Raw genomic sequence first — 23,858 nt, forward strand, 5'->3', positions numbered from 1 at the left:
ATTCGTATCACCACCAAAGCGAGCGTCAAGCCACAATGAATTTCACTTAATTCAATTGGCTAAGCACATGAAACACAAACTCATCATTCTGTTTGTCCTCTGCACTTTCTTTGTGATTTCCTTGATGACCAACAGCATGGGGCCGATTTTCCCTGCGTTAATTGACAGTTATGCTATCGGCCTGACGTTGGCGGGGTTATTTCCCTTTGCGTTTTTTATCGCCTACGGCGTGACATCGATTCCTGCAGGGATTTTGGTGGACAAGTACGGTGAAAAGCGGGTGATCATCTTAGCCTTTAGCCTAGCGTTTATCGGCGCCGTCACTTTTGTGTGTCTGCCCACCTTTAGCATCGCCATGTTTAGCCTGTTTTGTATCGGCACTGGCATGAGTTTATTGCAAGTAGCAGTCAATCCCTTATTGCGCCAAGCCGCGGGGCCTGAGCATTTTGCCTTTTTCTCTGTACTAGCCCAACTCGCCTTTGGCGGCGCCGCGACCTTAGCGCCGCTGGTGTATCAGCATTTTGTCGCCTTAGATCAAGCCAGTGTTGCATCAGCCAACTATGTGCAACAGCTATTGCCCGAGAACATGAGTTGGCTCGCCATGTATTGGTTATTCGCCGTAGTCGCGCTCGCCATGGTGCTCTTTGCCAGCCTAGTGAATATGCCCAAAGTGAATAAACTGGCAGATGAGTCGGCGGGTGCCCTCGAGACCCATTTACGCCTTTTCAAAGATAAAACCGTTTTGAAATTCTTCTTCGCTATCGCCGCCTACGTTGCGCTTGAGCAAGGGCTTGCTAACAGTATCTCAGTCTTTTTGCTTCAATATCATGGTCTTGATACCTTAAGTGTCGGCGCCAATGTGGTTAGCGATTTTTGGTTTTACATGACGCTCGGCTGCCTACTCGGTTTGCTGCTACTTAAACTTATCGACAGTCAGATCTTGCTGCTCAGTTTTTCCCTTAGTTCACTGGTTTGTTTTCTGGTGGCGATTTGGGGACCGAGCCAACTAACATTAATTTGTTTCCCATTGGTTGGCTTTTTCATTTCTATCATGTGGTCGGTCATCTTCTCGCTAGCGCTCAATTCTCGCGTTCAAGATCATGGATCATTCGCCGGCATTCTCTGTACTGGCATTATCGGCGGCGCATTTATCTCACCGATCATTGGCGTTATCAGTGAACTGTCCGGCGAATTACGGCTCGGGATGCTAGTGCTGTTAGTCCCGATGACTTACATCGGCTATGTGGCTCTAACGGCTCGCCCCTTAATTAAAAACACCACATTATTTTCAACAAAAGCGGCCTCAAAGAATGACGAGCCGATGGCAACAAACAACACGAGAGGCAACAAGCTATTATGAGCGTCCTATGTTTAGATCTTGGGGGAACTAAACTGATGTTGGCACAGGTGGAAGGTAAAACCTTACTCGACACTTGGCGGTATCCCGTTCCCGCCGATGGCAATTTCGAACAGTTATTCGATTTCCTCGTGACCTGTATCCACAGCCACCTCACGCCTGAAACCTATGGTATTTCCATCGGGATACCCGGCATGGTGGATATGCACAGCGGCACCTTACTCGAAGTGCTCAACATCCCTGCATTAACGGCAACGCAGTTAGCTCAGCAGCTTAAAAATACCTTTGAAATGGATGTGGTTATAAATAACGATGCGAACCTCTTTGCCCTTGGCGAAGCTGTGCTCAATCACAATCAAGACATGCTCGGGATTACCTTAGGCACAGGCGTAGGCGCTGGGGTGATTTTTAATGGTCAGCTGTATTCGGGTAAACATTGCGCCGCAGGTGAAATCGGCAGTTTGAGCTATCGCGATGGCATTATTGAGCACTACTGCTCGGGGCAATACTTCACCGTTCACCATCACATGAGTGGCGAGCATTTGTACCAAAAAGCCTGTGAAGGTGACAGCCAAGCGCTGCAAGCCTTCGTCCATTTTGGTGAACACTTGGCGCACATGATCGCCCAAACCTTACTGGTATACGATCCTAAAGATATCGTCCTTGGCGGCTCAGTCAGCCAAAGCTTTCCCTTTTTTATTGAAGCGCTTAAACAAAAATTGCAGAGCTTAGTCTATGGCCCGCAACTGGCGGACTTGACGATTTCAGCCAGTCAACATCACAATGCGGCACTCATAGGTGCCGCGCAGTGGTTTTTACAACAACAGAAATCAAGCAAGTTCAACTAACATCACAATGCTCCAGCAATTCATTGGCGCGGCGCAATGGTTTTTACAACAAAAGGACTCAGTTAAGTGAAAGGACTAATTAAAGGGAAAAGGAAGATAAAGTGGCAGAGGATTAAGACGGCCTTAGTCAGCGGCGTCATGGCCGTGCTTCCCTTGACGCCAGTGCTTTCAGTACTTGCTATGCCATCGGTACAGGCCGCCAACGCCGTGCAGGAGGCAAATCATGTCGCGCTGAATCAATTGGCCGATAAACTTCAATTAAGTTATCAGTTAACAGCCAGTTACCTTGAAACCTGTCCCGCTAAAGAAGCCCAATGCTATCGCTCCGCCATTGAGTTAACCTTGCCCACTCAGCTATCCAACGACAAGCTATCCAGTGAAGAGCTAAATCATGGCGACTGGCAAATTTATTTCAGCCAGCTATCGCCCGTTTATTTTGTCGATGCGGGTGACTTTAACATTGAACATATCAATGGCGATTTACACAAAATCACTGCTAAAGCCAGCTTTAAGGGCTTCGTCGCCAATCAAGTTTATCGTATTGAGTTTTATAGCAAAGGCAGCCAAATCACCCGTTCCGAGTTTATGCCAAACTTCTTTGTCGCTATGGGCGATACGGCGCAGGTCATTAAGAGCACTCAAACAAGGCGCGATCCAGAAACAGGCTTAACCCAGCAAGACTACCTGGCGCCTTTTAATGCTGAAAAACAATTTTTACTGGCAAAAAACGATGCAACCCCCTTTGCCGATGGCCAGTATTTAGCCGAGCAATATCAAGCCTTAGCCGCAGACAAAGCACCCGACATTAGCGGCAAACTCATCCCCACGCCACTTCATAGCCAAAGCCTAAACTCGGCGCCTTTATCCCTTGCTAAAGGTTATCGACTCGCGGCTGCAACTGTCGATTTTAAGGGCCGGCAGACGGCGTTGGATTACCTCGATTCTTTAGGCTTTTCGGCCAAGGACAAAGGCACGCCGCTATTATTGCAACTCGATACTCAAGCTCCTAAAGTCGCCAGCACTGAAGCCCATGATAGTGAAATTAAAAACAGCGAAGCCTATCGGTTAACCATAACGGCCGAGCAAATCAGTATTCGAGCGGGCAGTGAAGCGGGACTCTTCTATGGCCTACAGAGCCTAGCTGGGCTGATCAGTTTAAGTGACGATCAACTGGTCGCCATCGAGATCCAAGACCAGCCTCGCTACGCTTTTCGCGGCCTACATATCGATTTAGCCCGTAACTTCCACTCGCTCGATTTTATCAAACGCATTATTCCACAGCTCGCCGCCTATAAAATCAATAAGCTGCATTTGCACTTAGCCGACGATGAAGGCTGGCGTTTAGCCATACCCGGCTTACCCGAACTGACCGATGTGGGTGCAAAACGTTGTTTCGATTTAACCGAGCAAAGCTGTTTATTGCCACAACTGGGCAGCGGCATAGCGGACGTAAACCCCGTCGATGGCTACTTAACCGTGGCGCAATACCAAGCAATATTACAACTGGCTGATGCTCACCATATCGAAGTGATCCCTTCACTGGACATGCCGGGGCATTCACGCGCCGCGATAAAATCCATGGAAGCGCGTTATCACAATTACCTCGCCAAGGGAGACAAAGCTAAGGCGGAGGAGTTTTTACTGACTGAATTTGCAGATAAAACCCAATATTCGTCGATTCAGTATTATCACGACAATACACTCAATGTGTGCTTGGCGAGCACCTACCACTTTATCGATACTGTGATTGATGAAGTTAAAAAGATGCACCAAGCCGTAGGCGTTCCCTTAGTGCATTACCACATAGGTGCCGATGAAACCGCGGGCGCTTGGGTCGACTCTCCAGCGTGTATCGCAATGAAGCAACAAAAAACCGATGAGTTAGCCGGACTGCATTCGCTCAATGGTTACTTTATCGAGCGCGTCGCTAACATGTTGGCAGAAAAAGGGATTATTGCCGCAGGTTGGAATGATGGCATGGGTGAAGTTCGCCCCGAAAACATGCCCGCCCAAGTGCAATCTAATGCTTGGTCGCTGATTTCGGATAACGGTCATCAAATCGCCCATAAGCAAGCCAATTTAGGCTGGAAGGTGGTGATCTCAACGCCGGAAGTCACCTATTTTGATTTCCCCTATGCTAGCCATCCAGATGAGCGCGGCAATCATTGGGCCTCGAGGGGGATTGACAGTTTTAAGGTGTTTAGCTTTATGCCAGACAACCTGCCCGCCCACGCCGAGCGCTGGCGCAACACGCTTAATCAGCCCTTTACCTCAGATGATACTCAAAGCCAATTGCATGCTGGCCACGGTTTTTATGGCCTACAGGGGCATCTTTGGAGCGAAATGGTGCAATCGGATGAGCAAGCAGAGTACATGTTATTCCCGCGTATGATAGCCCTCGCCGAACGGGCATGGCATAGGGCGCCATGGGAATTAGCCTATGATTATCAAGGTAAAATCTATAGTCAGCAAACTCAACATTTTGCCCGCCAACTCAATGGCCAAGCCGAGCAAGTGCTCAAACAGGATTGGCAAACCTTCGCCGCGGTTTACGCCAATAAAGTACAACCTAAGTTAGCAAAAGCGGGGATTTTCTACCGCATAGCACCGCCTGGAATACGTGTTGAACATCAGCAGTTAGTGCTCAATAGCTTGTATCCCAATGCCGAGCTGGAATACCAACTCGACTCAGGACCTTGGCTAAGCTACCGCCATGCTTTCAAGCTTAATGATGTCAAACACATCCGCGCCAGAGTCAAAGATGGCACGCGTTATTCTCGCTCATCGACTTGGCAAAATCCCCGCGAATGATTCATCGCAAAAAAGTCGGCCATCACAAGTGATGGCCGATACATTAATTAGCTATTTAATTAATGCCGCTGGTCGATAGGTTAAGTCTAAGCTTAACGCTCTTAAATTGAGGCTTTTCAATCACAACGCAACTCAGGCTATAATCTCAGTATTCGCGAGCACACTGTACCAGTGCAACACGCTGCCTGTGCAATGCGCTTTATCGGTGACTGTTCACCATAAAATTTTATCTAACCTAAGGATCCACCTGCCGATGACAACTGCTTCGACTAGCCCCTTTGCCGTGTTAAATCAAACCACTGCAACCTCGTTTAATGAGCAGAAAAATCTGATTAAACGGGTATTTAAAGGTAAGCCAGTGCAATGTCCCAGCTGTAAACAGACACTTAAAGTCATATTGCCAGAGCAGGCAAAAGCCGAACAAGCCGCAGGAATATACTGTGCCAAGGGCTGTACTGATATCGAGCTGGATATGGAAGCCGTCGCGGGACTCTAGCAAATTAGAATCAACACTTTTGACTTAAAACTTTGTAATTAACACTACGGCGGTATCAAAAATAACTCGCCGTAGCAGCACTAATTGCTTAGCTATTTATTGACATTGTTCGTACGAAATTCAATCTTTTCAAGACTCAATTCTTGATAATCAAGACACTTGCCATTGCCATTCAAGCAAAGGTTCAGCACTCGCTTGCAAACCCCGGCTCAGCGTCACGTTGAATACACTTTTAGCGGGAATACTTCCCACGCCCTTGGGCGTGCCTGTCATCACAATATCGCCGTCATCGAGACTGATAAAGGCTTGCAGCTCAGATAAAATAGTCTGAGGTTTGTAGATCATTAAATCGATATATCCCTCTTGCACCAAGTTGTCGTTGATACTCAAGGTAAAATGCAGCGGCGCCTCGGCATCATCAATCGCCACAAAGGGACTGAATAATGCCGCACCATCGAAGGCCTTTGCCCGTTCCCAAGGTAGTCCCTTGACTTTTAACTTGCTTTGTAAATCACGTTTAGTGAGATCTAAGCCAATGGCAACGCTGCTAAAACGGCCATCTTGAAACATAAAACACAGCTCGGTTTCATAGTGCAAGGTTTCACCTTGATGCTCAGCAAGCAGTACAGTCGAAATCGCCGAATTGGGCTTTAAAAACACCACCATGTCATCGGGTATGTCATTGCCTAACTCATGGATATGGTCGACATAATTACGTCCAATGCAGACAATTTTTGTCGGTACGATACGCTTTTCACCCAACACGACTGATTTCATTTTCAATCCTTTTAAGATACGGTCGAGATTATTTTTAAATAATCAAACCAAGAAGTTAACCTTAACTAGCGCTAAACTCTCAATAGAAAAATTCACTTTACTTGTGACGAACTCTGCTACACTTGAATTAATATTTCAATAAAAACAGCGATCTAATCATTATTAAACCCATTTTACAGGGACAGTCCTAGAAGAGGTTTTCGCACTATGTTGACGCTTACCATAAAACAAAAAATCATATTTAGCTTTAGTGCCATCGGCGCGCTGCTCATCGCTGGCAGTAGCTTCTTCTATTATTCACTCTCACAAGTACAAACCGCCTATCAAAATATCGAAACCTTAGCCGTACCCGTGCAAAAGCAGAGTAATAGCTTACAACTGGTGCTGTTAAAAATGTCACGCCTTGCCACCTTGGCCCACAGCCAGCAAGACACAGCCGCCTTAACCAAAAGCCAGCAAGCATTTACGGCGCTGCAGAAGAAATATCAAAGTATCGAAAATGAGTTAATTGAACGAGTCGCTGATCAGCCTAAAATGCAGACTTCTCTAGATGAAGCAAAAGCAAGATACCAAGCCTATTTGCAACAAAGCCAGGCCATGTTTAGCGCGAAACTCGCCAATGAACATGCAAAGCAGCAATACCAACAACTCTTTAAGCGCTTTAACGATGCCAAGACCAACGCCAGTAATGCGATGATCGATCTCGAAACCCTGTCCATCCCCGATAATCCCACTCTGCTCGAAGAGATTGTCGGTACAGGCACGCGTATCGACGACATGTTGTATACGCTAACCAACACTATGGGAGAGCTGATCCACACTCAAAGTTTGGAGGTGATCCAATCGCACCAGCAAGATGTCGGTATTTTACTGGGGAACCTCACCACTAACTTTACTTTTTTAAAACAACAAACTGATGGGCTTGATACCTTAGGCTTGCTGCAAACCTTCGAACAGCAATATGCGATTATCAATACCTTACTCGCGGCGCCTGCCGAGCTTTATAAAGCACAAGAAGCCGTGGTTGAAGCACTGCGACAATCAGAGCAGCATTACCTCGATGCCGATAAAGAATTTAACGCCAGTAACCTCGCTTTAGACAAGTTAATCACCTTAGCCGACCGCCGATTTAGCAGCCTGCAAAACATTGCCAGCGATGCCATTGAGCAAGGGCAAACCTTAGCGATAGTGCTCGCCATAATGTTTATCCTTATGGTGAGTTTTATTTCCTTCTTTACCTCCAAGGCCATGCTCAATCCATTAGCCTTAGTGAATGGCGCGCTGGCGAGCATCGCCCGTGGGGATTTATCTAAACGCATTCATAAACGCCATGACGATGAATTTGGCACCCTAATTGATAACATGAATACCTTGAGTGACGACCTTGCCAAGCTACTCACCAATATCAGCCAAAATGCCCATTCACTGGACAGCTCTGCCACCCAAACCAACGAGCAAGGCCAGCGTATCGCCAATGCAGCAACTGCGCAAATCAGCCGTGTCGATGAAACAAAAGCCTTAGCAGAACAGATGTTTACCAGTTCAAGTTTAGTGACCGAACAGGCCAGTGAATCGGCTAAACAAATCAGCCAAGCCTCTAAATACGGTAATCAAGTGAAGCAAATTGCCGATGATAATCGCACCAAAATTGCTGAGCTGAGTGCCCGTTTAAGTAGTTCGGTTGAGGTCATGTCTCGCTTAAGCATTCAAAGCGATAATATTGGCAGCATTTTAACCACCATTAGCAGCATTGCCGAGCAAACCAATTTGTTGGCTCTGAACGCCGCCATTGAAGCCGCCAGAGCAGGGGAACATGGGCGGGGTTTTGCCGTCGTGGCCGATGAAGTGCGATCCCTTGCCTCACGCACCCAAGCCGCCACCGCTGAAATTCAAACCATGATCACGGCCCTGCAAAAAGAAACCTCAATGGCAGCGAATGCGATTACCACAGGCCAAAATCAAGCAAACGAGTGTGTCGGACAAAGCCAAAATCTGCAGGATGCTATCGCCCACATAGAAAGCACTTTGCATACACTCAATGACATGAGTCTAGAAATCACCCACGCCGCCCACGAGCAGTTAGATTACAGTCAACGTATTGAATCGAGCATGAGCGAGGCGGCGCAAGCAGCGGATCAAAATGCCAATGAAGCCATGGACATGGCCAAACGCAGCAACGAAGTCACCACGCTTGCCCATTCACTCACCAGCTCAGTGGAACGGTTTAAACTCTAGTGAGTTTAGATATTTGGGCATGTCGAAAATGGCATTCGTAGGATGACTAGGCAGAAGTTAGCGAAGTAAAAATAAGCACTTAAAAAGGATCACTGAAGTCGCAAAACCATCTTAGCGACTTCTGTGGCTGTATATCCAATGCCAACAAGTTTGCGGTTAAGCATATTCCATCAAAAATTCATCGAGCTGTTCATTGGCCATTTCAATTTCGTCGCCTTCAAACTGGGCGATATGGAACATGCCCTCGCCTTCGTTAGTAACGGGAATATTGCTGATCCCTATGATGATGCCGTCGGTTGGTGCACGAATCGCCACACTATCACCGCCGTGGGGGCTGACGATATGGGCGATAATATAACCCTTAGTCACCCGCTGGCCGAGCTTAAGCTTCATATTCACTAAACCATCGGACTCACTGCGCACCCAGTAACTGCGAATAGCGCTGACACTCGACCCCTTATTAGTCACCCGCCCTTTTAACATGCCTAAACTGCGCATCACATTGAGCACGCCCTTAAGGCCAGATTTTATCGACAATTCACTGAAACGTAGCGCCTCGCCCGCCTCGTACAAAATACACGGAATGCCCTGCTGATTAGCATAACCCCGCATGGAAACACTGCGCGCTTTTGAATGCATAATCAGCGGTGCACCAAAGGCATTCGCCATAGCCAGCATAGTCTCATCGCTGGTATCACAGCGAATTTGCGGCAAGTTGTCTCTGTGAATCGCGCCCGTATGTAAATCAATCACATGGGTTGCATGGACTAATAACTGAGTGGCAAACAGGTTGGCTAACCGGCTTGCTAGTGCCCCTTTACTGGAACCTGGGAAGCAACGGTTGAGATCGCGTCTATCGGGTAAATAACGGGATTGTTGAATAAAACCAAACACATTCACAATCGGCACCACAATCAAGGTGCCCGTCAGATTCTTGGGATTGACTCTGGCTAATAGTCGCCGACAAATCTCGATACCATTGAGTTCATCCCCATGAATGGCGGCGCAAACCAGTAAAGTTGGGCCAGGTTTGGCCCCGTGAAACACTTCTACATGAATATCGAGTTGCGTATCGGTATACAACTTAGCGGCGGCCAGCTTGATCCCCAATTGAGTCCCTGCTGTGACTCGTTTACCTGCTAATTCAAATGCTTCACGTCTTTTTACCATGGCAACTCCCTTGTACTATCGAATGTTGTCCCGCGCGGCTGACTCATATTGGCTAATAGCGCTCGGCTATCGCTTATCGCCAGATGTCTAACACTAGAAACTAAAACTCACGTGAAGTTTAAACGATTTATTGCGGCTCAAATTGGTTCAACCAAGATTTTAAAATCTGCAACAACATAGGCCTATCTTCTACGCTCACGCCCGCTAACAGCGCACTCTGACATTGAATATGCTGCGGCAATGCCTTATCAATGAGCGCCTTACCCTCAGCAGTTAACGAGACATGGACGGCGCGGCGATCTTCCTTACTGTGCTCCCGCTCAATCAGCCCCTTATTTTCGAGTCTGTCTAAACGACTGGTCATAGCGCCAGAACTTAGCATCATGCTCTGATAAAGTTGCGAAGGCGAGAGGGTAAACGGCTCTCCCGATCGCCTTAACGTCGCGAGCACATCGAACTCGCCCTGACCTAAGCCAAATTCGCCATGGCATTGCAGCAACACCACTTCGATATATTTCGTTAAACGCGCGATTCGCCCAAGCACAGCCATAGGGATCAAATCCTCAGTCACCCCTTGTTGCTGCCATTGGCCAACAATATTATCCAAACCATCTTGTCTATCCAGGCCATCTGCTTTGGTGTTCGAAGCCGCTTGGTCTTTATTCGAAGGACTCGCGTTTTTATCCGCTGAACTCGCGTTAGTACCCGAAGGACTCGCATTAGTAACCGCAGGATTCGTGTGAGTGAGTGTCATTTTCGCTGTCATAGCTTTATCTCAATATAAAGATTCTTTACATCATTCTTTACATCTTAGTCATTTTCTCGCAGAATTAAAATATCTTTATATCGAGATACATCTGAAAGAGATTCTTTTTAAATTGTAGTGGTGTAGTTTCAACCTACTGTTGTTGAAAGGAAATCATCATAAGTATGCTAAATGCTGCTACAAATCACTTTTTCAGCAAATCAAACTCAGCTTATTTTTGGAGACAATCCATGCGATCCCCCCTGACAGAGAAAGCGAATTTATTGCTGCTCGGACTCGCGTTCATCCTTATTGGTCTAAATCTACGACCCATTCTCGCCTCCGTTGGGCCTTTACTACCCAGCATACAAAAGGATATCAGTTTAAGTTTTACCTTAGCGTCTATGCTGACATTGCTGCCCGTGCTTGCTATGGGACTGGGTTGTTTTGCAGGCTTTAGTATCGCCAAACGCTTAGGATTCAATACCGTAATGACAGGATCATTGCTACTGCTGATCGCCGCTACTGCAATGCGCTTCTGGGCGATAGATGCCAATTGGCTTATCTGCTCGGCATTACTGGCAGGGGTCGCAATCGCCCTCATTCAAACCATAATGCCCGCCATGATTAAGCTTAATTTCGGTGAACGGGTCCCCTTAATGATGGGGCTTTACGTCACCGCCATTATGGGCGGCGCCGCATTAGCGGCGAGCAGTGCGCCTTTTATCGGGATGAACTTAGGTTGGCGAGCGGGTCTAGGTCATTGGACTTGGTTAGGCATATTCGCACTCGTGCTGTGGCTCCTGATTAAACATAAAGCCGCATTACCGAGCCAAGCAAAAGAGCAAGCTTTGCAACTTAACTTTTGGCGTTTTCGTCGCAGTTGGTTATTGGCGATATTTTTTGCTTTAGGTACAAGCTGTTATGTCTGCGTGCTTGCATGGTTAGCCCCCTACGCGGTCGAGCTAGGTTATAGCCAGACTCAATCTGGATTAGTGTTAGGTTTCTTAACCAGCATGGAAGTGATCGCGGGCTTAGTATTTCCTTGGCTTGCCAGCAAGTCGACGGACAGACGCGCTATAATAGCCCTACTGTGCTTGCTGCAACTCATCGGTTTTATGGGACTGGCACTCGCCCCTCAAGTGTCGCTATTTTTATGGGCGGGACTGGCAGGATTAGGCATAAGCGGGATTTTTCCACTCGGATTAATTGTGACTATGGATCATCAACAAAATCCGATGTTAGCGGGTAAATTAACCGCCTTTGTACAAGGTGTGGGATATACGATTGCCGCCATTTCGCCTTGGATTGCCGGATTAATTCGCGATAATTTCAACAGCTTTAACAGTGCTTGGTTATTACTCGGTGGCATCAGCCTGATGGCGTGGATACTATCTTGGCAATTTAATCCGCAGGGTTATGCACGCCAATATCAAGTCGCGCGCTGCGTATCTTAAGTACCTAATCGGGTGGAATGGCGCAGCAGTTTACGGGAATAATGTCGGCATAAAAAAACCGCCATGTCGATTAACGAGCATGGCGGCTTTTTATGGTGTGCGGCTCGATAAATCGAGCCCACACTAGGTTGAACTTAAGACTTTTTAACGAAGCACGTCAGGATCACAATACGAGTCCCGTTAACACGGCCTTCGATATGCTCTGGGTTGTTAGTCAAAGCAATGTTACGCACCGCTGTGCCGCGCTTAGCCACAAAGCTCGTGCCTTTCACGTTTAAGTCCTTGATGATGACCACAGTATCGCCAGCGTTAAGCACGGCACCATTGCTGTCTAGCGTTGGAGTCGTGTCGTCACCTGCTGCGGCAACTTCGGCATCACCCCACGCTTTTAAATCGTCTTCAAGGTAAAGCATATCCAGTAAATCTTGCGCCCAGCTTTCGCCATTTAAGCGCTTAAGCATACGATATGACATCACTTGAACTGCCGGAACCGGGCTCCACATGCTGTCGTTCAGACAACGCCAGTGGTTCATGTCCATGGTATCCGGTGCCGCAATTTGGCCACTGCAGGTTTCACAAATCATGATCTCATTGTCACGGCCATCGGAGGCTGGCAGATCATAAATAGAGAGTTCAAGCTCGCTGCCACACAGTTCACACTTGCCGCCACAGCGACTTAGCAATTCATTTTCAGTCATTTTTCTGTTCTATATGCCTAGTAAAAAGCGGATTATGCCATAAACTGGCTTTTTTCGGCAGGGGGCTTAAGCAATATAACCCTATTTTTTATAAGTTTTATAAACCGCGCCCACACTGACTTGGTGATTAATCTTTAAAATTCATAGGCTAAACTCAAGCGAACATCGCGCCCCGCAGCGGGTATCCCATCGGAGAGAAACGGCACCACTTGCAGATTGGTGAGGTTTTTCACCATCAAACGCACGCTTAAGCCCTTTAAACTGGCTTGAGGTTCATAGGCGAGATACACATTCTGCAGGAAGTAATTCTCGCTCGGCGATTCGGCATTAAAGATATCGCCGTGGGGAACATTGGTTTGCGCATCATACCAAGCGCCCTGCCAAGCGATAGAAATGTCATCTGTGATATACATGCCCAAACGCAGACGAATATCGAGCGGGGCTATGTTAGCTAAATATTCATCGTCATCTTGGCTATCTCTGAGTGACCCATTGTGTTGCCCTTGCAGCCATGAAACCGCCAGATCACTGAACACATCTTGATAGCGATATTGGGCTTCAAAATCGGCACCATAAATATTATAACCATCAAGATTGGTGTAACCACTTTGAATTAACTGGGTTTTATCAGACTTAGCTCCGCGGCGCTGGGCAATATCATCGCGACCTAGGTTAGCAAACAGGGTGATTTGGGTCGACAGCGCATCCTCATTGGCAAACAGATGCTGGTGCTGTGTCATCAAGCCTAACTTGAAGGCATGTAAGCGTTCGACATCAATGTCACGACTCGTGCCGGTAATGCTAGCTTTGGCGTATTGCACGGCATAAATCTCATCCACCACAGGGGCTTGCAGACTATAGGTGTAATCAAAGTTTAACCGAGCATAGTTTGTCAGTTGGTAATCTATGCCTAATCTTGGTGAGAATCCCGAGTGGTGAGTCGCGCTATAGTCGTGGCCCGCAGCGATATCGTTGTAATCTGGTGCAATATTTGGCCGACCTATGCTGTAGATAAAATCATATCGCAGCGAGGGAGTGACGGTTAAGTCGTTGGTGAGATGAATCGCATCGCGAACATACACGGCATAGGTGTCTTGGCGACCTTCGGGTTGATAATAAGGTGTGTACCAGCCAAAGTTTTTCTCAGGATTCTTCTCATAGCTCTTGTTAAACACCAGCGAAGTGCGATCGAGACTGCGGTACTGTAATCCTGTGGTGATTTCATGATCGCCAATCAAACTCAAGTTGTTGATATCAATGTAATCACGTTTGTAGTCTAGCCAAGATTCGTGACCGAAGTTGCCAACGGAAACCGTCATTTTCTCCCACGCGATATCGGGTCTTATCCAGTGGCGCGCGTTCGCCGAATGGGAGATCACCACTTGAGTATCGATCAACGGATTGCTCGGCGAGTAACGATAATTGGCTGACCAAGTGTTGTCTTCATAGGTGTTGTAGGCGGTGGTGGCATACAGCGCCTGCTCGTAGGAGCCGTACTTTTTGATGTTGTAGTCTGAGATGGCAGGCATGGGGCCACGGCGATTGGCCCAAGGTTTGCGGCCCTCATCGAGATAATGGGTCACGCTCAAGGCAAGTTGGTGATCGCCCTGCTCATAATCCATCTTGCCTAGATAGTTATCTTGCTCATAGCCCGAATATTCAAACTCATCGCCATTGGCTAAAGTGACATCCCCCGCATCACGGCGTGTAAGATGCAGCAAGCCAGATAAGTGTGAATTCACTCGGCCATAAACTGTCCCCGTATAACCCATAGCGTCATTATTACTGGCGTAGCTGGTTTTGACTCGCGCGCCAAGGGATTGATCATATTTAAGAAAATCATCGGCCGATTTAGTGACCACATACATGGCCCCACCAAAACCGCCATTACCCGAGCGCACATCATGGGCGCCTTTAATCACTTCCACTCGTTTGATGAGATCAGGATCGAGGAAAAATGAACCATAGCGATACTGCTCAAATCCCACCGGAGCATTATCCACATAAACGTTAAAATCTTCGGTCTCGCCAAAGCCCCAAATATTAATCCGCTCACCGCCGCTGCGAGTACCGCCATCGATATGCGCCCCTGCCATATCATCAATCACTTCGGCGAAGGTCGTTGCCTGCATCTCCTCGATTTGTTCCATGGAAATAATCGCTTCACCGGGTTTAGCGACTGTGATGGCCCTACGATATTGCTGCCCATGAACCTGTAGGATTTCAATTGGCTCAACCTTAGGCTCGCCCAATACCTCAGCGGCGTACAACGGCATTGAGGGCAATATACATAATCCCATAAGCGACAGATTTCTATTCGCTTTCCACTTCTCAAACTTAGGCAAGCAACCCATTTAACGTCTTCCTATTAACAAACCAATCTAAAAATAGGGCGGCATTATAGGCACTAACGAAGAAGATAAGAATAGTTCTCACTTGGCTTTACGTGTAAATAACGGTCTGGTTGAAAAACAAGATAGAAACGGTACGCTTCAAAAAATTTAAGTGAAGATCTTGCCTAAGGATGGCAGTATGACTGCCATATTTGATAGCCTTTCATCCTCTATAGAGTGTACGACCTTGAAATAGTTGAATATACGGCAGCTCGCCTGACGTTCGCCCTGCTTGTATCTCTAGGCTGTTGGCACTCGTTTCACATGCATTAATAAGGTTCACCGATAATGGCCACGCTCACGACTAAAATGCCTATTGCGACTGGTGCAACGTTCAGCGCTGCAAGTTTGCAATTTTTAAATCAACTGGCGCAAAACAACTCCCGCGACTGGTTTAAAGCCCATCAGGCGGAATACGAAGAAACAGTGAGAACCCCAGCGCTACAGTTTATCGAGCAAATGCAGCCCAGTATCCTCGCCCTCTCGCCTCGGCTCACTGCCGTACCGAAAAAAGTCGGTGGCAGTCTTATGCGCCCCCAGCGAGACAGCCGTTTTAGCAAAGATAAAACGCCCTATAAAACCAATGTTGGTATTCAATTTCGCCATTTTCAGGGCAAAGACGTGCATGCGCCGGGACTGTACTTACACATTGCCGGGGATGGCTGTTTTATTGCCGCAGGGATTTGGCACCCAGAATCGAAGGCCTTAAATGCCATTCGCACTTGCATCGATGAGAATCCCAACGGCTATAAAAAAGCGCTACAAACCTTACAAAGTCATGGATTTAACATGGACGGTGATAGCTTAACTCGACCACCAAAGGGATTTGATAAAAACCACCCTATGCTGGCCGAGCTAAAACGCAAAGATTTTATCGCCATAAAAAATATTGCTTTTGAAGAACTCTGTCGCCCAGATACCGCTAACTTCTGCTCAGAGCAATTTTCCCACTGCTCTCAGTTGATGGCCTACCTGTGTTTCGCGCTGGATTTGGACTTCAGACAATTGATTTTTAACCAATTGATTCGTAAAAATAGACCGTTAAAAAATAGATTACTAAAAGCAACATGGCCTAGGCGAAAAACCTAGGCCATTCAAACTACAACTTGCACCTTAAATGGCTTAATTTGCACTTAAACTTTTGTATTTAAAGTGCCCAAGTAACTCTGTAAAACTGCAAAGGCATTGTCTAGCAGCTCATATTCACCCGCTTTACCTAACACCCTAATTCCTTGTAATTGCAATACTAAAAATGCAGCGACCTGATGTGGTTGTACATGGGGGAGTAACTCGCCTCGCGCTTGGCAATCCCGTAACACTTGGGTAAATGAAGCCTGTAATCGGCAAAATAATCGCTGACATTCCTGCAGTACACTCTCATCGTCAAGGCTCTTTTCAAGCACGGCATTTTGCATAAAACAGCCGTATTTTTGTTCCCTCTGCAGGGCAACAAAGCGCGCTAGATAAGCTTCTATTTCGGCCAAGCCCGCTTTTTCATGCAACAGGGTATCTGAGGCGCCAAAGGAGTAGTTATCGAGGTAAAAACGGAGGCACTCGTGGTAAAGATTCTGCTTATCCCCGAAACTGTTATAAAGACTAAATCGATTAATACCTAAATGGCCGACGAGATCGGAAATCGAGGTTTCGGCAAAGCCCTTTTGCCAAAAAAGCTCCATCGCCAATATGAGTTTTTCCTGCCGATCAAAATTACAACTTCGTGCCATAAGCCTGTGACCTAATCTCTTGAATACGTGCTAACGATCAGCTTTAGCACTCCTCAATCACCGCATTTCTGTTTACTAAAGAAAGTTGAGGAGTAAATCATTCTTGACTGATCGTTTAGATATGGCGTAAATTCTATCCTAACCGATCGTTCCGTTAAAGTATTATATGCTTAAATCGAGCATAAAGCATTGATAAAAACTACAGGACATTAAATGAAACTCTATGAACTAGCCCCTACGCCTAGCGCGCGCCGTGTCAGTATTTTCCTAGCGGAAAAAGGTATTGATATCCCGAGGGTGAACGTCGATATCCGCGGCGGTGAAAATTTAAGTGCCGAGTTTAAAAGCAAAAGTTTAAATGGCCGCATTCCACTGCTCGAACTCGATGATGGCAGCTACCTATGTGAATCCATCGCCATTTGCCGTTATTTAGAAGAAATCCACCCAAGTGTTAATTCGCTATTTGGTAATACGCCACTTGAGCGCGCCAAAATAGAAATGTGGCAACGTATCATAGAGTTACAAGGCTTAATGGTCGGCTTTCAAGCCTTTCGTAATTTAAGTGGTGTCTATAAAGACAGGGAAAATTGTGTCGAATCTTGGGGTGCAGAATCACGCCAAAGGGTCATTGACTTCCTACCGACATTAGACCAACAATTGAGCACATCACCCTTTGTGGCAGGCGATGAATTCAGCATCGCCGATATTTCGGCTTACGTTTTTATCAGCTTTATTAAAAATTTAGATATTGAAGTCACTGACAGCTTGCCGCATCTTAAGGCTTGGTTCATCACTACGGCGCAGCGTCCTGCCATAGTATCGTTAACCCCTACAAAATAGCGGCACGAAAACCTTAAAGGGCCAAAAAGTGAGTAGCTATAAGCGTTATAACCTAAAGGAATCATCATGATAGATTTATACACAGCCGCGACCCCTAACGGTTTTAAAATCTCCATCGCACTGGAAGAAATGGGGCTAGAGTATCGCGTCCACAAGCTAGATTTCAGCATCAACGAGCAAAAACAGCCTGAGTTTATTGCCATTAATCCAAATGGTCGCATTCCCGCCATTATCGACCGCGATAACGAGGATTTTGTGGTATTCGAATCGGGTGCGATTCTGCTATACCTCGCCGAAAAAACAGGTAAATTCCTGCCTGCTGATCCTAAAAAGCGCTCACAGGTGATCCAATGGTTAATGTTCCAAATGAGCGGCGTCGGCCCTATGATGGGACAAGCCAACGTATTCTTTAGGTACTTCCCTGAAAAAATCCCTGCAGCAATAGAACGTTACCAAAAAGAAGGTCGACGTTTATTTGAAGTCATGAATACTCAACTCGCAACAAATCAATACCTTGCAGGTGACGAATACACGATTGCCGACATCGCCACTTGGCCTTGGGTCCGTATCCACGAGTGGAGCGGCATCAACATGGAAGGTTTGACCCATTTGCAACGTTGGTTAGATGAGCTTGCGCTCAGACCTGCGTGCCAAAAAGGCATAATCACGCCGCCACCAGTAGAAATGAGTGATGAAGAACGGGCTAAGCAAATCCAAAAGATGGTGACGAAATAATCACCTTCCAAGCGGTAATTGAGCGTTAGCCTGCAAAACTGCCGTTAGGTACTGAATACACTATAAGATAAGTTTCAGTAACAGAACCACAAAAAGCCCCGCAAGTTGATGCGACTTTGGGGCTTTTTTACTGCCTGTTATCGGGCAAAACTGCTACACTCTGCGCCACTTATTTTTCCCCTCTGTTACGGCTATGTTCCTTACATAAGGCGCCGTCACAGAAGCATGATCTAGGCTAAATTTATGGGTAATCCAAGCAGCTTCTCTTCCGGTATGGCATCCAAATCAGATACATCTTCGGCGTTAAATGTCCAAGCGAACACCCTAGCGCAAAAACGTGCGCTCAGTTACGCCAGTACAATTAAGCAGTTATTCGATGAAATTCAAAGCAGTAAAATGCCCGCCGACCGTATTTTGGCGAACTACTTTAGAGAACATAAAAAACACGGCTCAAAGGATCGAAAAGTTATTCGTGAATCCTTGTTTAGCCTGTTTCGCTGGTGGGGTTGGTTTCAGCGAGTAGGCGATCAACAAACCTCTGCCGTTTATTTTGCCTGCCTAAGCGCCAGTGCTCTATTGGAAGCCCATGCTTGGCAAGATATCGCCAACGCTTGGCATGAGTTATCGCAGTCGCCTATCGATTATCAGCAAGCTCAAGCGCTTGCCGTTGAAAGTCTCGACGACAAACTCATGCTAATACAGCATTTATTCCCAACGACTGAGTTTAAGGCACAGGATTTATTACCCGACTGGTTCTGGCAAGTGTGCCCAATTGATGCGGCGCAGCAAACACAATTAATTGCCGCTATGTCGAGTCGCCCACCGATTTGGGGACGCGCACAAGGGCTCACAAGTCAAGATGCGGCGGCACAACTGCAAGCGCTCGGTATAGAAGCGAGTGATGGTCATTACTTTAGCGACGCCATCAATCTTGGCAGCAAAAGCATGAATCTTAATGAAATTTCTCTATATAAAGACGGAAAAATTGAGATCCAAGATTTGGCTTCACAGGTGATAGGGCAAATTTGCGCGCCTGAACCCGATGCCCATTGGTGGGATGCCTGCAGTGGTGCTGGCGGCAAAACCCTGCAACTGCGCTCGTTGATGTTAGCTAAAGCTGCTGATAACCAAACGTCATCTGCGGGCAGCATCATATCGTCGGATATTCGCTCCAATGCCCTAGAAGAACTGACTAAACGTGCCCAAAGAGCCCACTTTAACGACATTAGCGTTGCCCGTTGGAAGAGCGATGCCCTGCCGGTACCAGCGGATCATTTCGACGGTGTGTTAGTCGATGCCCCGTGCAGTTGCACTGGCACTTGGCGACGTAATCCCGATATGCGTTGGTTGGATGGTGTTGAAGCCGTGGCCGATAAAGCCGCCTTACAGCTCGATATTTTAAGCCGCAGTAGCCGCGCAGTTAAGGCCGGCGGTATCCTCGTTTACGCCACTTGCTCCTTATCGCCCATCGAGAACCAAGATGTAGTGACGGCGTTTTTACAGCAACATCCAGAGTTCACGCTCACGCCAATACGCCATCCTTTTAGCGGTGAACAAACAGAAATGTTGACCGTGTGGCCCTTTGAGGCCAACAGTGATGGCATGTTCGTCGCACGTATGCTGCGCAGCAAGTAACACTAACTCATTATTTTGTATCAAAACTTGGCGCCTTTCATTCTGGGCGCCAGTTTCAATCATATAATATAATTTCCGATGATAATTACACTTACCCTTTAATTATCATAAAGATAACCCACGCATCCCCCATTAAAATCTCAGATACTGCCATTTCAGTGGCAAGATATAGCCTTTGGACAAAACTTTTCACCATCAGTGATGAAATATTTCGCTTTAGCTTCATCTCTCCTTTGGGTAAAAAGATCGGGTGCTGCGAATGGCACAGGTATTTTTGGAATTTTGACCATGTCACACTCCTATGAATTTGACGACGATGATGCGCCATGGGGCGATAACGTCAAAGGTAAGCAAAAGAATAAACGCGTGAAACAGCGCCGCAGAGATACTAAGCGACGTTACTCGGACGATAATACAGAGGTGGATTTCTACCAAAATAAATCGAAGTAACTAAATCTAAGTACCCTTGCTCTCACTGGTTTGTTTTACAAATTCGTTCTGTGCTAAACCTGCCAAATCTGAGCAAGTTGGATAATATCCAACTTGCTACTCAACCCCCTTATCCCCTCTCAAATACTTAATCATTCCAGTGTAAAATCAATGGGCTTAATTGCTTATTGGCCCTATGCTTTTTGGGCTATAACTCCCAAATCATTGGACTTACACTGAAATTTAAGGATGAACGCCATGGAAAAACAGCGCCCCGACTTTATTTATCCCCAAGGCAGTATGTTGATGCACTCGCCCTTAGTGCTAAATAAAGCCGATATGTACGGTTTTTTTCTTAAGGGGAAACAGGAAAACCTGCAACGCTCTATCGATAAAACCCTGAATCAAGTTGCCGGTAGTGCAATGTATTTTAAGGTGTTATCTCCCTACGTACTGACAACCTTCACTCAAATTGAAAAAGCCTATTCCGCTTATCCAGAAGACAGAGCCAAGGGTTGGATCCAAGAAACAGACATCATCACTTGGGTCATGGTCGGGCGCCAAGATAGTAGCGACAGCACACAAATCAGCCAAGTGTATTTTCAGCCGCTACACATTTGGGTTAACGATGCTATGGCCTTAATTAATGGCCGTGAACTCTTTGGTTATCCTAAATATTTATGTGAATACACTATGCCTGCTGTGGGTGAACCTCTGACGCGATTATCCCTTGCTACCAAAAGCTTTTTACACTTTTCGCCCGAAACCGAACTTGCCCTGCATCCATTAATTGAGGTGAATTGCGATGCAAAACCCGAGGCGCAGCTTTCCACCCTTGAAGCGATAACTCAAACCTGGCAACTCTTTAAAGAACAAACCGATTTTATTCCAGAACTCGACCAGCTTGGCGAAGAGCAGCTGTTTCATCTGTTATTTAAACCCGCTATCGATCAAGTATTTCTAAAACAGTTCCCCGACTCTTCGGGACAAAAAGCCGTTTATCAAGCCATCGTCGCCGCGCCAGCCCAAGTGAATAAAGTGCACAGTGTTGCCCTGCTCAAAAATGATTTTGTCGCGACCATTTTTGATAATGCCAGCTTCCCGTTACAGGACACGCTCGGGGTCGAGATTGGCGAGCAGCATGTCTTACTGCCTTACCATGTGAACTTTGATTTTGAAGTCCCACCCGGTGAAGTATTAGTCGATAACTCCGAAATCAAAAAACAGAAAATAGCCATTCTCGGTGGCGGTGTCGCGGCAATGACCGCAGCCTGTTATCTGACCGACAAACCTGGCTGGCAGAATCAATATGAGATAGATGTCTACCAACTCGGCTGGCGTATCGGCGGCAAAGGGGCAAGTGGCCGCAATGCTGCTATGGGACAACGCATTGAAGAACATGGCTTACATATTTGGTTTGGTTTCTATCAAAACGCGTTTGCCCTGATGCGTAAAGCGTATGAAGAATTGGATAGGCCAGCACATGCGCCGCTCGCGACCTTTCTTGATGCCTTTAAACCCCATAACTTCATCGTATTACAAGAAGAGGTCGATGGCCGTTCTGTGAGTTGGCCGATCACTTTCCCGACGCTACCTGGCATCACAGGTGATGGCACCGAAACCCTCACCTTCTGGAAAGTTGTTAAAGTCGCCTTTGCGTGGATCAAAGAATGGCTCAAGGACATGGATGACTTGCTTGATGCCGATGAAAAAGCCACGGGAACACCTAAAAACTGGCTCGATAGCAGCTGGTTTGAACGCTTAAAAGATAAGTTAGAGGATTCAGTCGAAGATGCCAAAGAATCACTCGACGCGCTCGGCGATAAGCTCGAATGCCATTTCAATCAAATGATTGGCCGCGAGTGTGATGAGCATGTTCACAGTGAAAGTGACGATGGCTTGGTCGAATCGGCCGTCGATGCCCTGCATCAACGACTCGTGAAACGTTTTAGCGGCCATTTAGATAACAATGACGAACTGCGTCACTTGTATATTGCTGCCGATCTCGGACTCACGATACTCAAGGGCATGTTTGCCGACGATGTATTTGAAAAAGGCTTTGACGCCATCAATGGTTATGATTATCGCGAATGGTTAACCAAACACGGCGCCAGCCTTAAGTACACAGTCGACAGCGCACCCGTGCGCGGTTTTTACGACTTAGTGTTTGCCTATGAGAAAGGTAACTTCGATAAACCCAATGTCGAAGCGGGCACAATTATCCGCGCAATGCTGCGTATCGCCCTCTGCTATCAAGGTGGCGTAATGTGGAAAATGCAGGCGGGAATGGGTGATGTTGTGTTTACCCCTTTCTACGAAGTGCTCAAACGCCGTGGCGTCAACTTCCACTACTTCAATCGCGTCGATAACCTCGAATGCCGTAATCAAAGTATTCAAGCGATTGAGATCACCGAGCAAGTTGCCTTGGCGCCGACAGTCACAAGCTACGCTCCCTTGGTCGATGTGAAAGGTCTCGCTTGCTGGCCGAGTACGCCCAATTATGAGCAGCTTGAGCCTGAGCAATCGGCACTGCTTAAAGCCCATAATATCAATCTTGAACACTTCTGGAGCGATTGGGACAGCGTGTATGAAACTCACTTTGGCAAAGCCCTGCCGAAAAAGCGCTTAGTCAAAGGCGTAGATTTCGACAAAGTGATCTTCGGTCTATCCATAGGTTCTGTGCCCCATGTGGCGAGTGAAGTCATGGCACAAAGCCCAGCCCTCACACTTTGCGTTGATAAAGTGCAAACCGTTTCGACTCAAGCCTATCAACTGTGGATGAATCAAGATCTGAATGGGATAGGCTGGCCTAATTACTCTGAAGATGGAGAGGAACCCGTATTATCGGGCTTCACCGAACCCTTCGATACTTGGGCATCGATGAACCAACTACTAGACAAAGAAGATTGGCGCGGCTTAGAACCTAAAAATGCCAGTTACTTTTGCTCGGCATTACCTGTCGAGGCCTATCCACCAAGCTCGGATGTAGATTTCCAACAACGGAAAACCTTAGAAGCAAAAGCGGGTGCTATCCATCAACTCAATACCGAAATCCATAAACTTTGGCAAAATGTCGGTAATAGCTTCCCTTGGGAATGGTTACACGATGAACAAGACCGTCAAGGTGTTGCCAGCTTCGATAGCCAATATTGGCGCGCAAATGTAGACCCATCCGAGCGTTATGTCTTATCGGTAAAAGACAGCTCGCAGTATCGCATCACGACAGATGGCACAGGGATAGATAACCTGTATATAACGGGCGATTGGATAAAGACAGGCCTTAATGCGGGCTGCGTCGAAGCGGCGACGATGGCGGGTATGCACACCTCAAAAGCCATATCGGGTCATCCAGCCTTAATAAAAGGCGAGAAAGACTTCTAAGTTCCTGTTGAGCAGCTACATGCTAAACAAAAGAGCACGACCGATACAGACAGTTGTCTAAAATATTCGAGATATTAAGTTAGGTATGTTGCTGGTTTAATCTGCTAGCCATATTTAATCTAATTAT

The 23,858-nt window shown here is 46.9% G+C and carries 17 protein-coding genes and 1 pseudogene; 12 read left to right on the forward strand and 6 right to left on the reverse strand.

The window, feature by feature from the left end; translation table 11 throughout:
• Positions 1 to 67: 67 nt before the first annotated feature.
• The 4 genes from K5Q99_RS01420 (at position 68) to K5Q99_RS01435 (ending at position 5,512) form a co-directional block, all read left to right on the forward strand.
• The gene (locus K5Q99_RS01420) at positions 68 to 1,360 is read left to right on the forward strand and encodes an MFS transporter (RefSeq protein WP_220775809.1); all 1,293 of its coding nucleotides are present in this window, start codon (positions 68 to 70) and stop codon (positions 1,358 to 1,360) included.
• Positions 1,357 to 2,205 (forward strand): ROK family protein, encoded by an 849-nt coding sequence (locus K5Q99_RS01425; protein WP_220775810.1) that lies wholly within the window; start codon positions 1,357 to 1,359, stop codon positions 2,203 to 2,205. Before K5Q99_RS01420 ends, K5Q99_RS01425 begins: the two co-directional genes overlap by 4 nt.
• Positions 2,206 to 2,271: 66 nt before the next feature.
• Positions 2,272 to 5,016: a family 20 glycosylhydrolase gene (locus K5Q99_RS01430; protein ID WP_220775811.1), complete on the forward strand. Its 2,745-nt coding sequence runs from the start codon at positions 2,272 to 2,274 to the stop codon at positions 5,014 to 5,016.
• Positions 5,017 to 5,269: 253 nt separating this feature from the next.
• Complete coding sequence (locus K5Q99_RS01435) at positions 5,270 to 5,512, forward strand: hypothetical protein (RefSeq protein WP_006080930.1); 243 nt, start codon at positions 5,270 to 5,272, stop codon at positions 5,510 to 5,512.
• 150 nt (positions 5,513 to 5,662) lie between these two features.
• Here K5Q99_RS01435 and K5Q99_RS01440 read toward each other — a convergent pair whose 3' ends face one another.
• Positions 5,663 to 6,289: a fumarylacetoacetate hydrolase family protein gene (locus K5Q99_RS01440; RefSeq protein WP_220775812.1), complete on the reverse strand. Its 627-nt coding sequence runs from the start codon at positions 6,287 to 6,289 to the stop codon at positions 5,663 to 5,665.
• A gap of 207 nt (positions 6,290 to 6,496) precedes the next feature.
• Between K5Q99_RS01440 and K5Q99_RS01445 the strand changes: the two genes are divergently transcribed.
• On the forward strand, positions 6,497 to 8,524 hold the full coding sequence (locus K5Q99_RS01445) for a methyl-accepting chemotaxis protein (protein ID WP_220775813.1): 2,028 nt from the start codon (positions 6,497 to 6,499) through the stop codon (positions 8,522 to 8,524).
• A 156-nt stretch (positions 8,525 to 8,680) separates the two neighbouring features.
• On the opposite strand, the gene K5Q99_RS01450 is transcribed toward K5Q99_RS01445, so the two are convergent.
• Complete coding sequence (locus K5Q99_RS01450) at positions 8,681 to 9,694, reverse strand: succinylglutamate desuccinylase/aspartoacylase family protein (RefSeq protein WP_106649974.1); 1,014 nt, start codon at positions 9,692 to 9,694, stop codon at positions 8,681 to 8,683.
• Between the two features lie 127 nt (positions 9,695 to 9,821).
• Complete coding sequence (locus K5Q99_RS01455) at positions 9,822 to 10,460, reverse strand: MarR family winged helix-turn-helix transcriptional regulator (RefSeq protein ID WP_220775814.1); 639 nt, start codon at positions 10,458 to 10,460, stop codon at positions 9,822 to 9,824.
• Positions 10,461 to 10,690: 230 nt separating this feature from the next.
• Here K5Q99_RS01455 and K5Q99_RS01460 point away from each other — a divergent pair, with 230 nt between their 5' ends.
• Positions 10,691 to 11,896 carry an MFS transporter gene (locus K5Q99_RS01460; RefSeq protein WP_220775815.1) on the forward strand — a complete coding sequence of 402 codons (1,206 nt, stop codon included), beginning with the start codon at positions 10,691 to 10,693 and terminating at the stop codon, positions 11,894 to 11,896.
• A 134-nt stretch (positions 11,897 to 12,030) separates the two neighbouring features.
• Here K5Q99_RS01460 and K5Q99_RS01465 read toward each other — a convergent pair whose 3' ends face one another.
• A complete protein-coding gene (locus K5Q99_RS01465; protein ID WP_106649971.1) occupies positions 12,031 to 12,594 on the reverse strand; it encodes a PhnA domain-containing protein in 564 nt (187 codons plus the stop codon).
• Between the two features lie 134 nt (positions 12,595 to 12,728).
• Positions 12,729 to 14,948, reverse strand: coding sequence for a TonB-dependent receptor domain-containing protein (locus K5Q99_RS01470; protein WP_220775816.1), 2,220 nt, complete (start codon positions 14,946 to 14,948; stop codon positions 12,729 to 12,731).
• Between the two features lie 327 nt (positions 14,949 to 15,275).
• On the opposite strand from K5Q99_RS01470, the pseudogene K5Q99_RS01475 reads away from it, so the two are divergent.
• A pseudogene (locus K5Q99_RS01475) lies at positions 15,276 to 15,986 on the forward strand (DUF2461 domain-containing protein); the annotation flags it as partial.
• Between the two features lie 134 nt (positions 15,987 to 16,120).
• On the opposite strand, the gene K5Q99_RS01480 reads toward K5Q99_RS01475, so the two are convergent.
• Positions 16,121 to 16,711 (reverse strand): TetR/AcrR family transcriptional regulator, encoded by a 591-nt coding sequence (locus tag K5Q99_RS01480; RefSeq protein ID WP_220775818.1) that lies wholly within the window; start codon positions 16,709 to 16,711, stop codon positions 16,121 to 16,123.
• Positions 16,712 to 16,924: 213 nt separating this feature from the next.
• On the opposite strand from K5Q99_RS01480, the gene K5Q99_RS01485 reads away from it, so the two are divergent.
• From K5Q99_RS01485 to K5Q99_RS01505, 5 genes are all read left to right on the forward strand, one after another.
• Positions 16,925 to 17,551 (forward strand): glutathione S-transferase, encoded by a 627-nt coding sequence (locus K5Q99_RS01485; protein WP_220775819.1) that lies wholly within the window; start codon positions 16,925 to 16,927, stop codon positions 17,549 to 17,551.
• A gap of 66 nt (positions 17,552 to 17,617) precedes the next feature.
• Positions 17,618 to 18,286 (forward strand): glutathione S-transferase family protein, encoded by a 669-nt coding sequence (locus K5Q99_RS01490; protein ID WP_220775820.1) that lies wholly within the window; start codon positions 17,618 to 17,620, stop codon positions 18,284 to 18,286.
• A 243-nt stretch (positions 18,287 to 18,529) separates the two neighbouring features.
• Positions 18,530 to 19,921 (forward strand): RsmB/NOP family class I SAM-dependent RNA methyltransferase, encoded by a 1,392-nt coding sequence (locus K5Q99_RS01495; protein WP_220775821.1) that lies wholly within the window; start codon positions 18,530 to 18,532, stop codon positions 19,919 to 19,921.
• A gap of 288 nt (positions 19,922 to 20,209) precedes the next feature.
• Positions 20,210 to 20,371, forward strand: a complete 162-nt coding sequence (locus tag K5Q99_RS01500; RefSeq protein ID WP_006080915.1) for a hypothetical protein — start codon at positions 20,210 to 20,212, stop codon at positions 20,369 to 20,371.
• Positions 20,372 to 20,608: 237 nt separating this feature from the next.
• Positions 20,609 to 23,731 (forward strand): NAD(P)-binding protein, encoded by a 3,123-nt coding sequence (locus K5Q99_RS01505; protein WP_220775822.1) that lies wholly within the window; start codon positions 20,609 to 20,611, stop codon positions 23,729 to 23,731.
• The last annotated feature ends 127 nt before the right edge of the window (positions 23,732 to 23,858 follow it).

The sequence above is a fragment of the Shewanella hafniensis genome (assembly GCF_019655335.1).
Classification (GTDB): domain Bacteria; phylum Pseudomonadota; class Gammaproteobacteria; order Enterobacterales; family Shewanellaceae; genus Shewanella; species Shewanella hafniensis.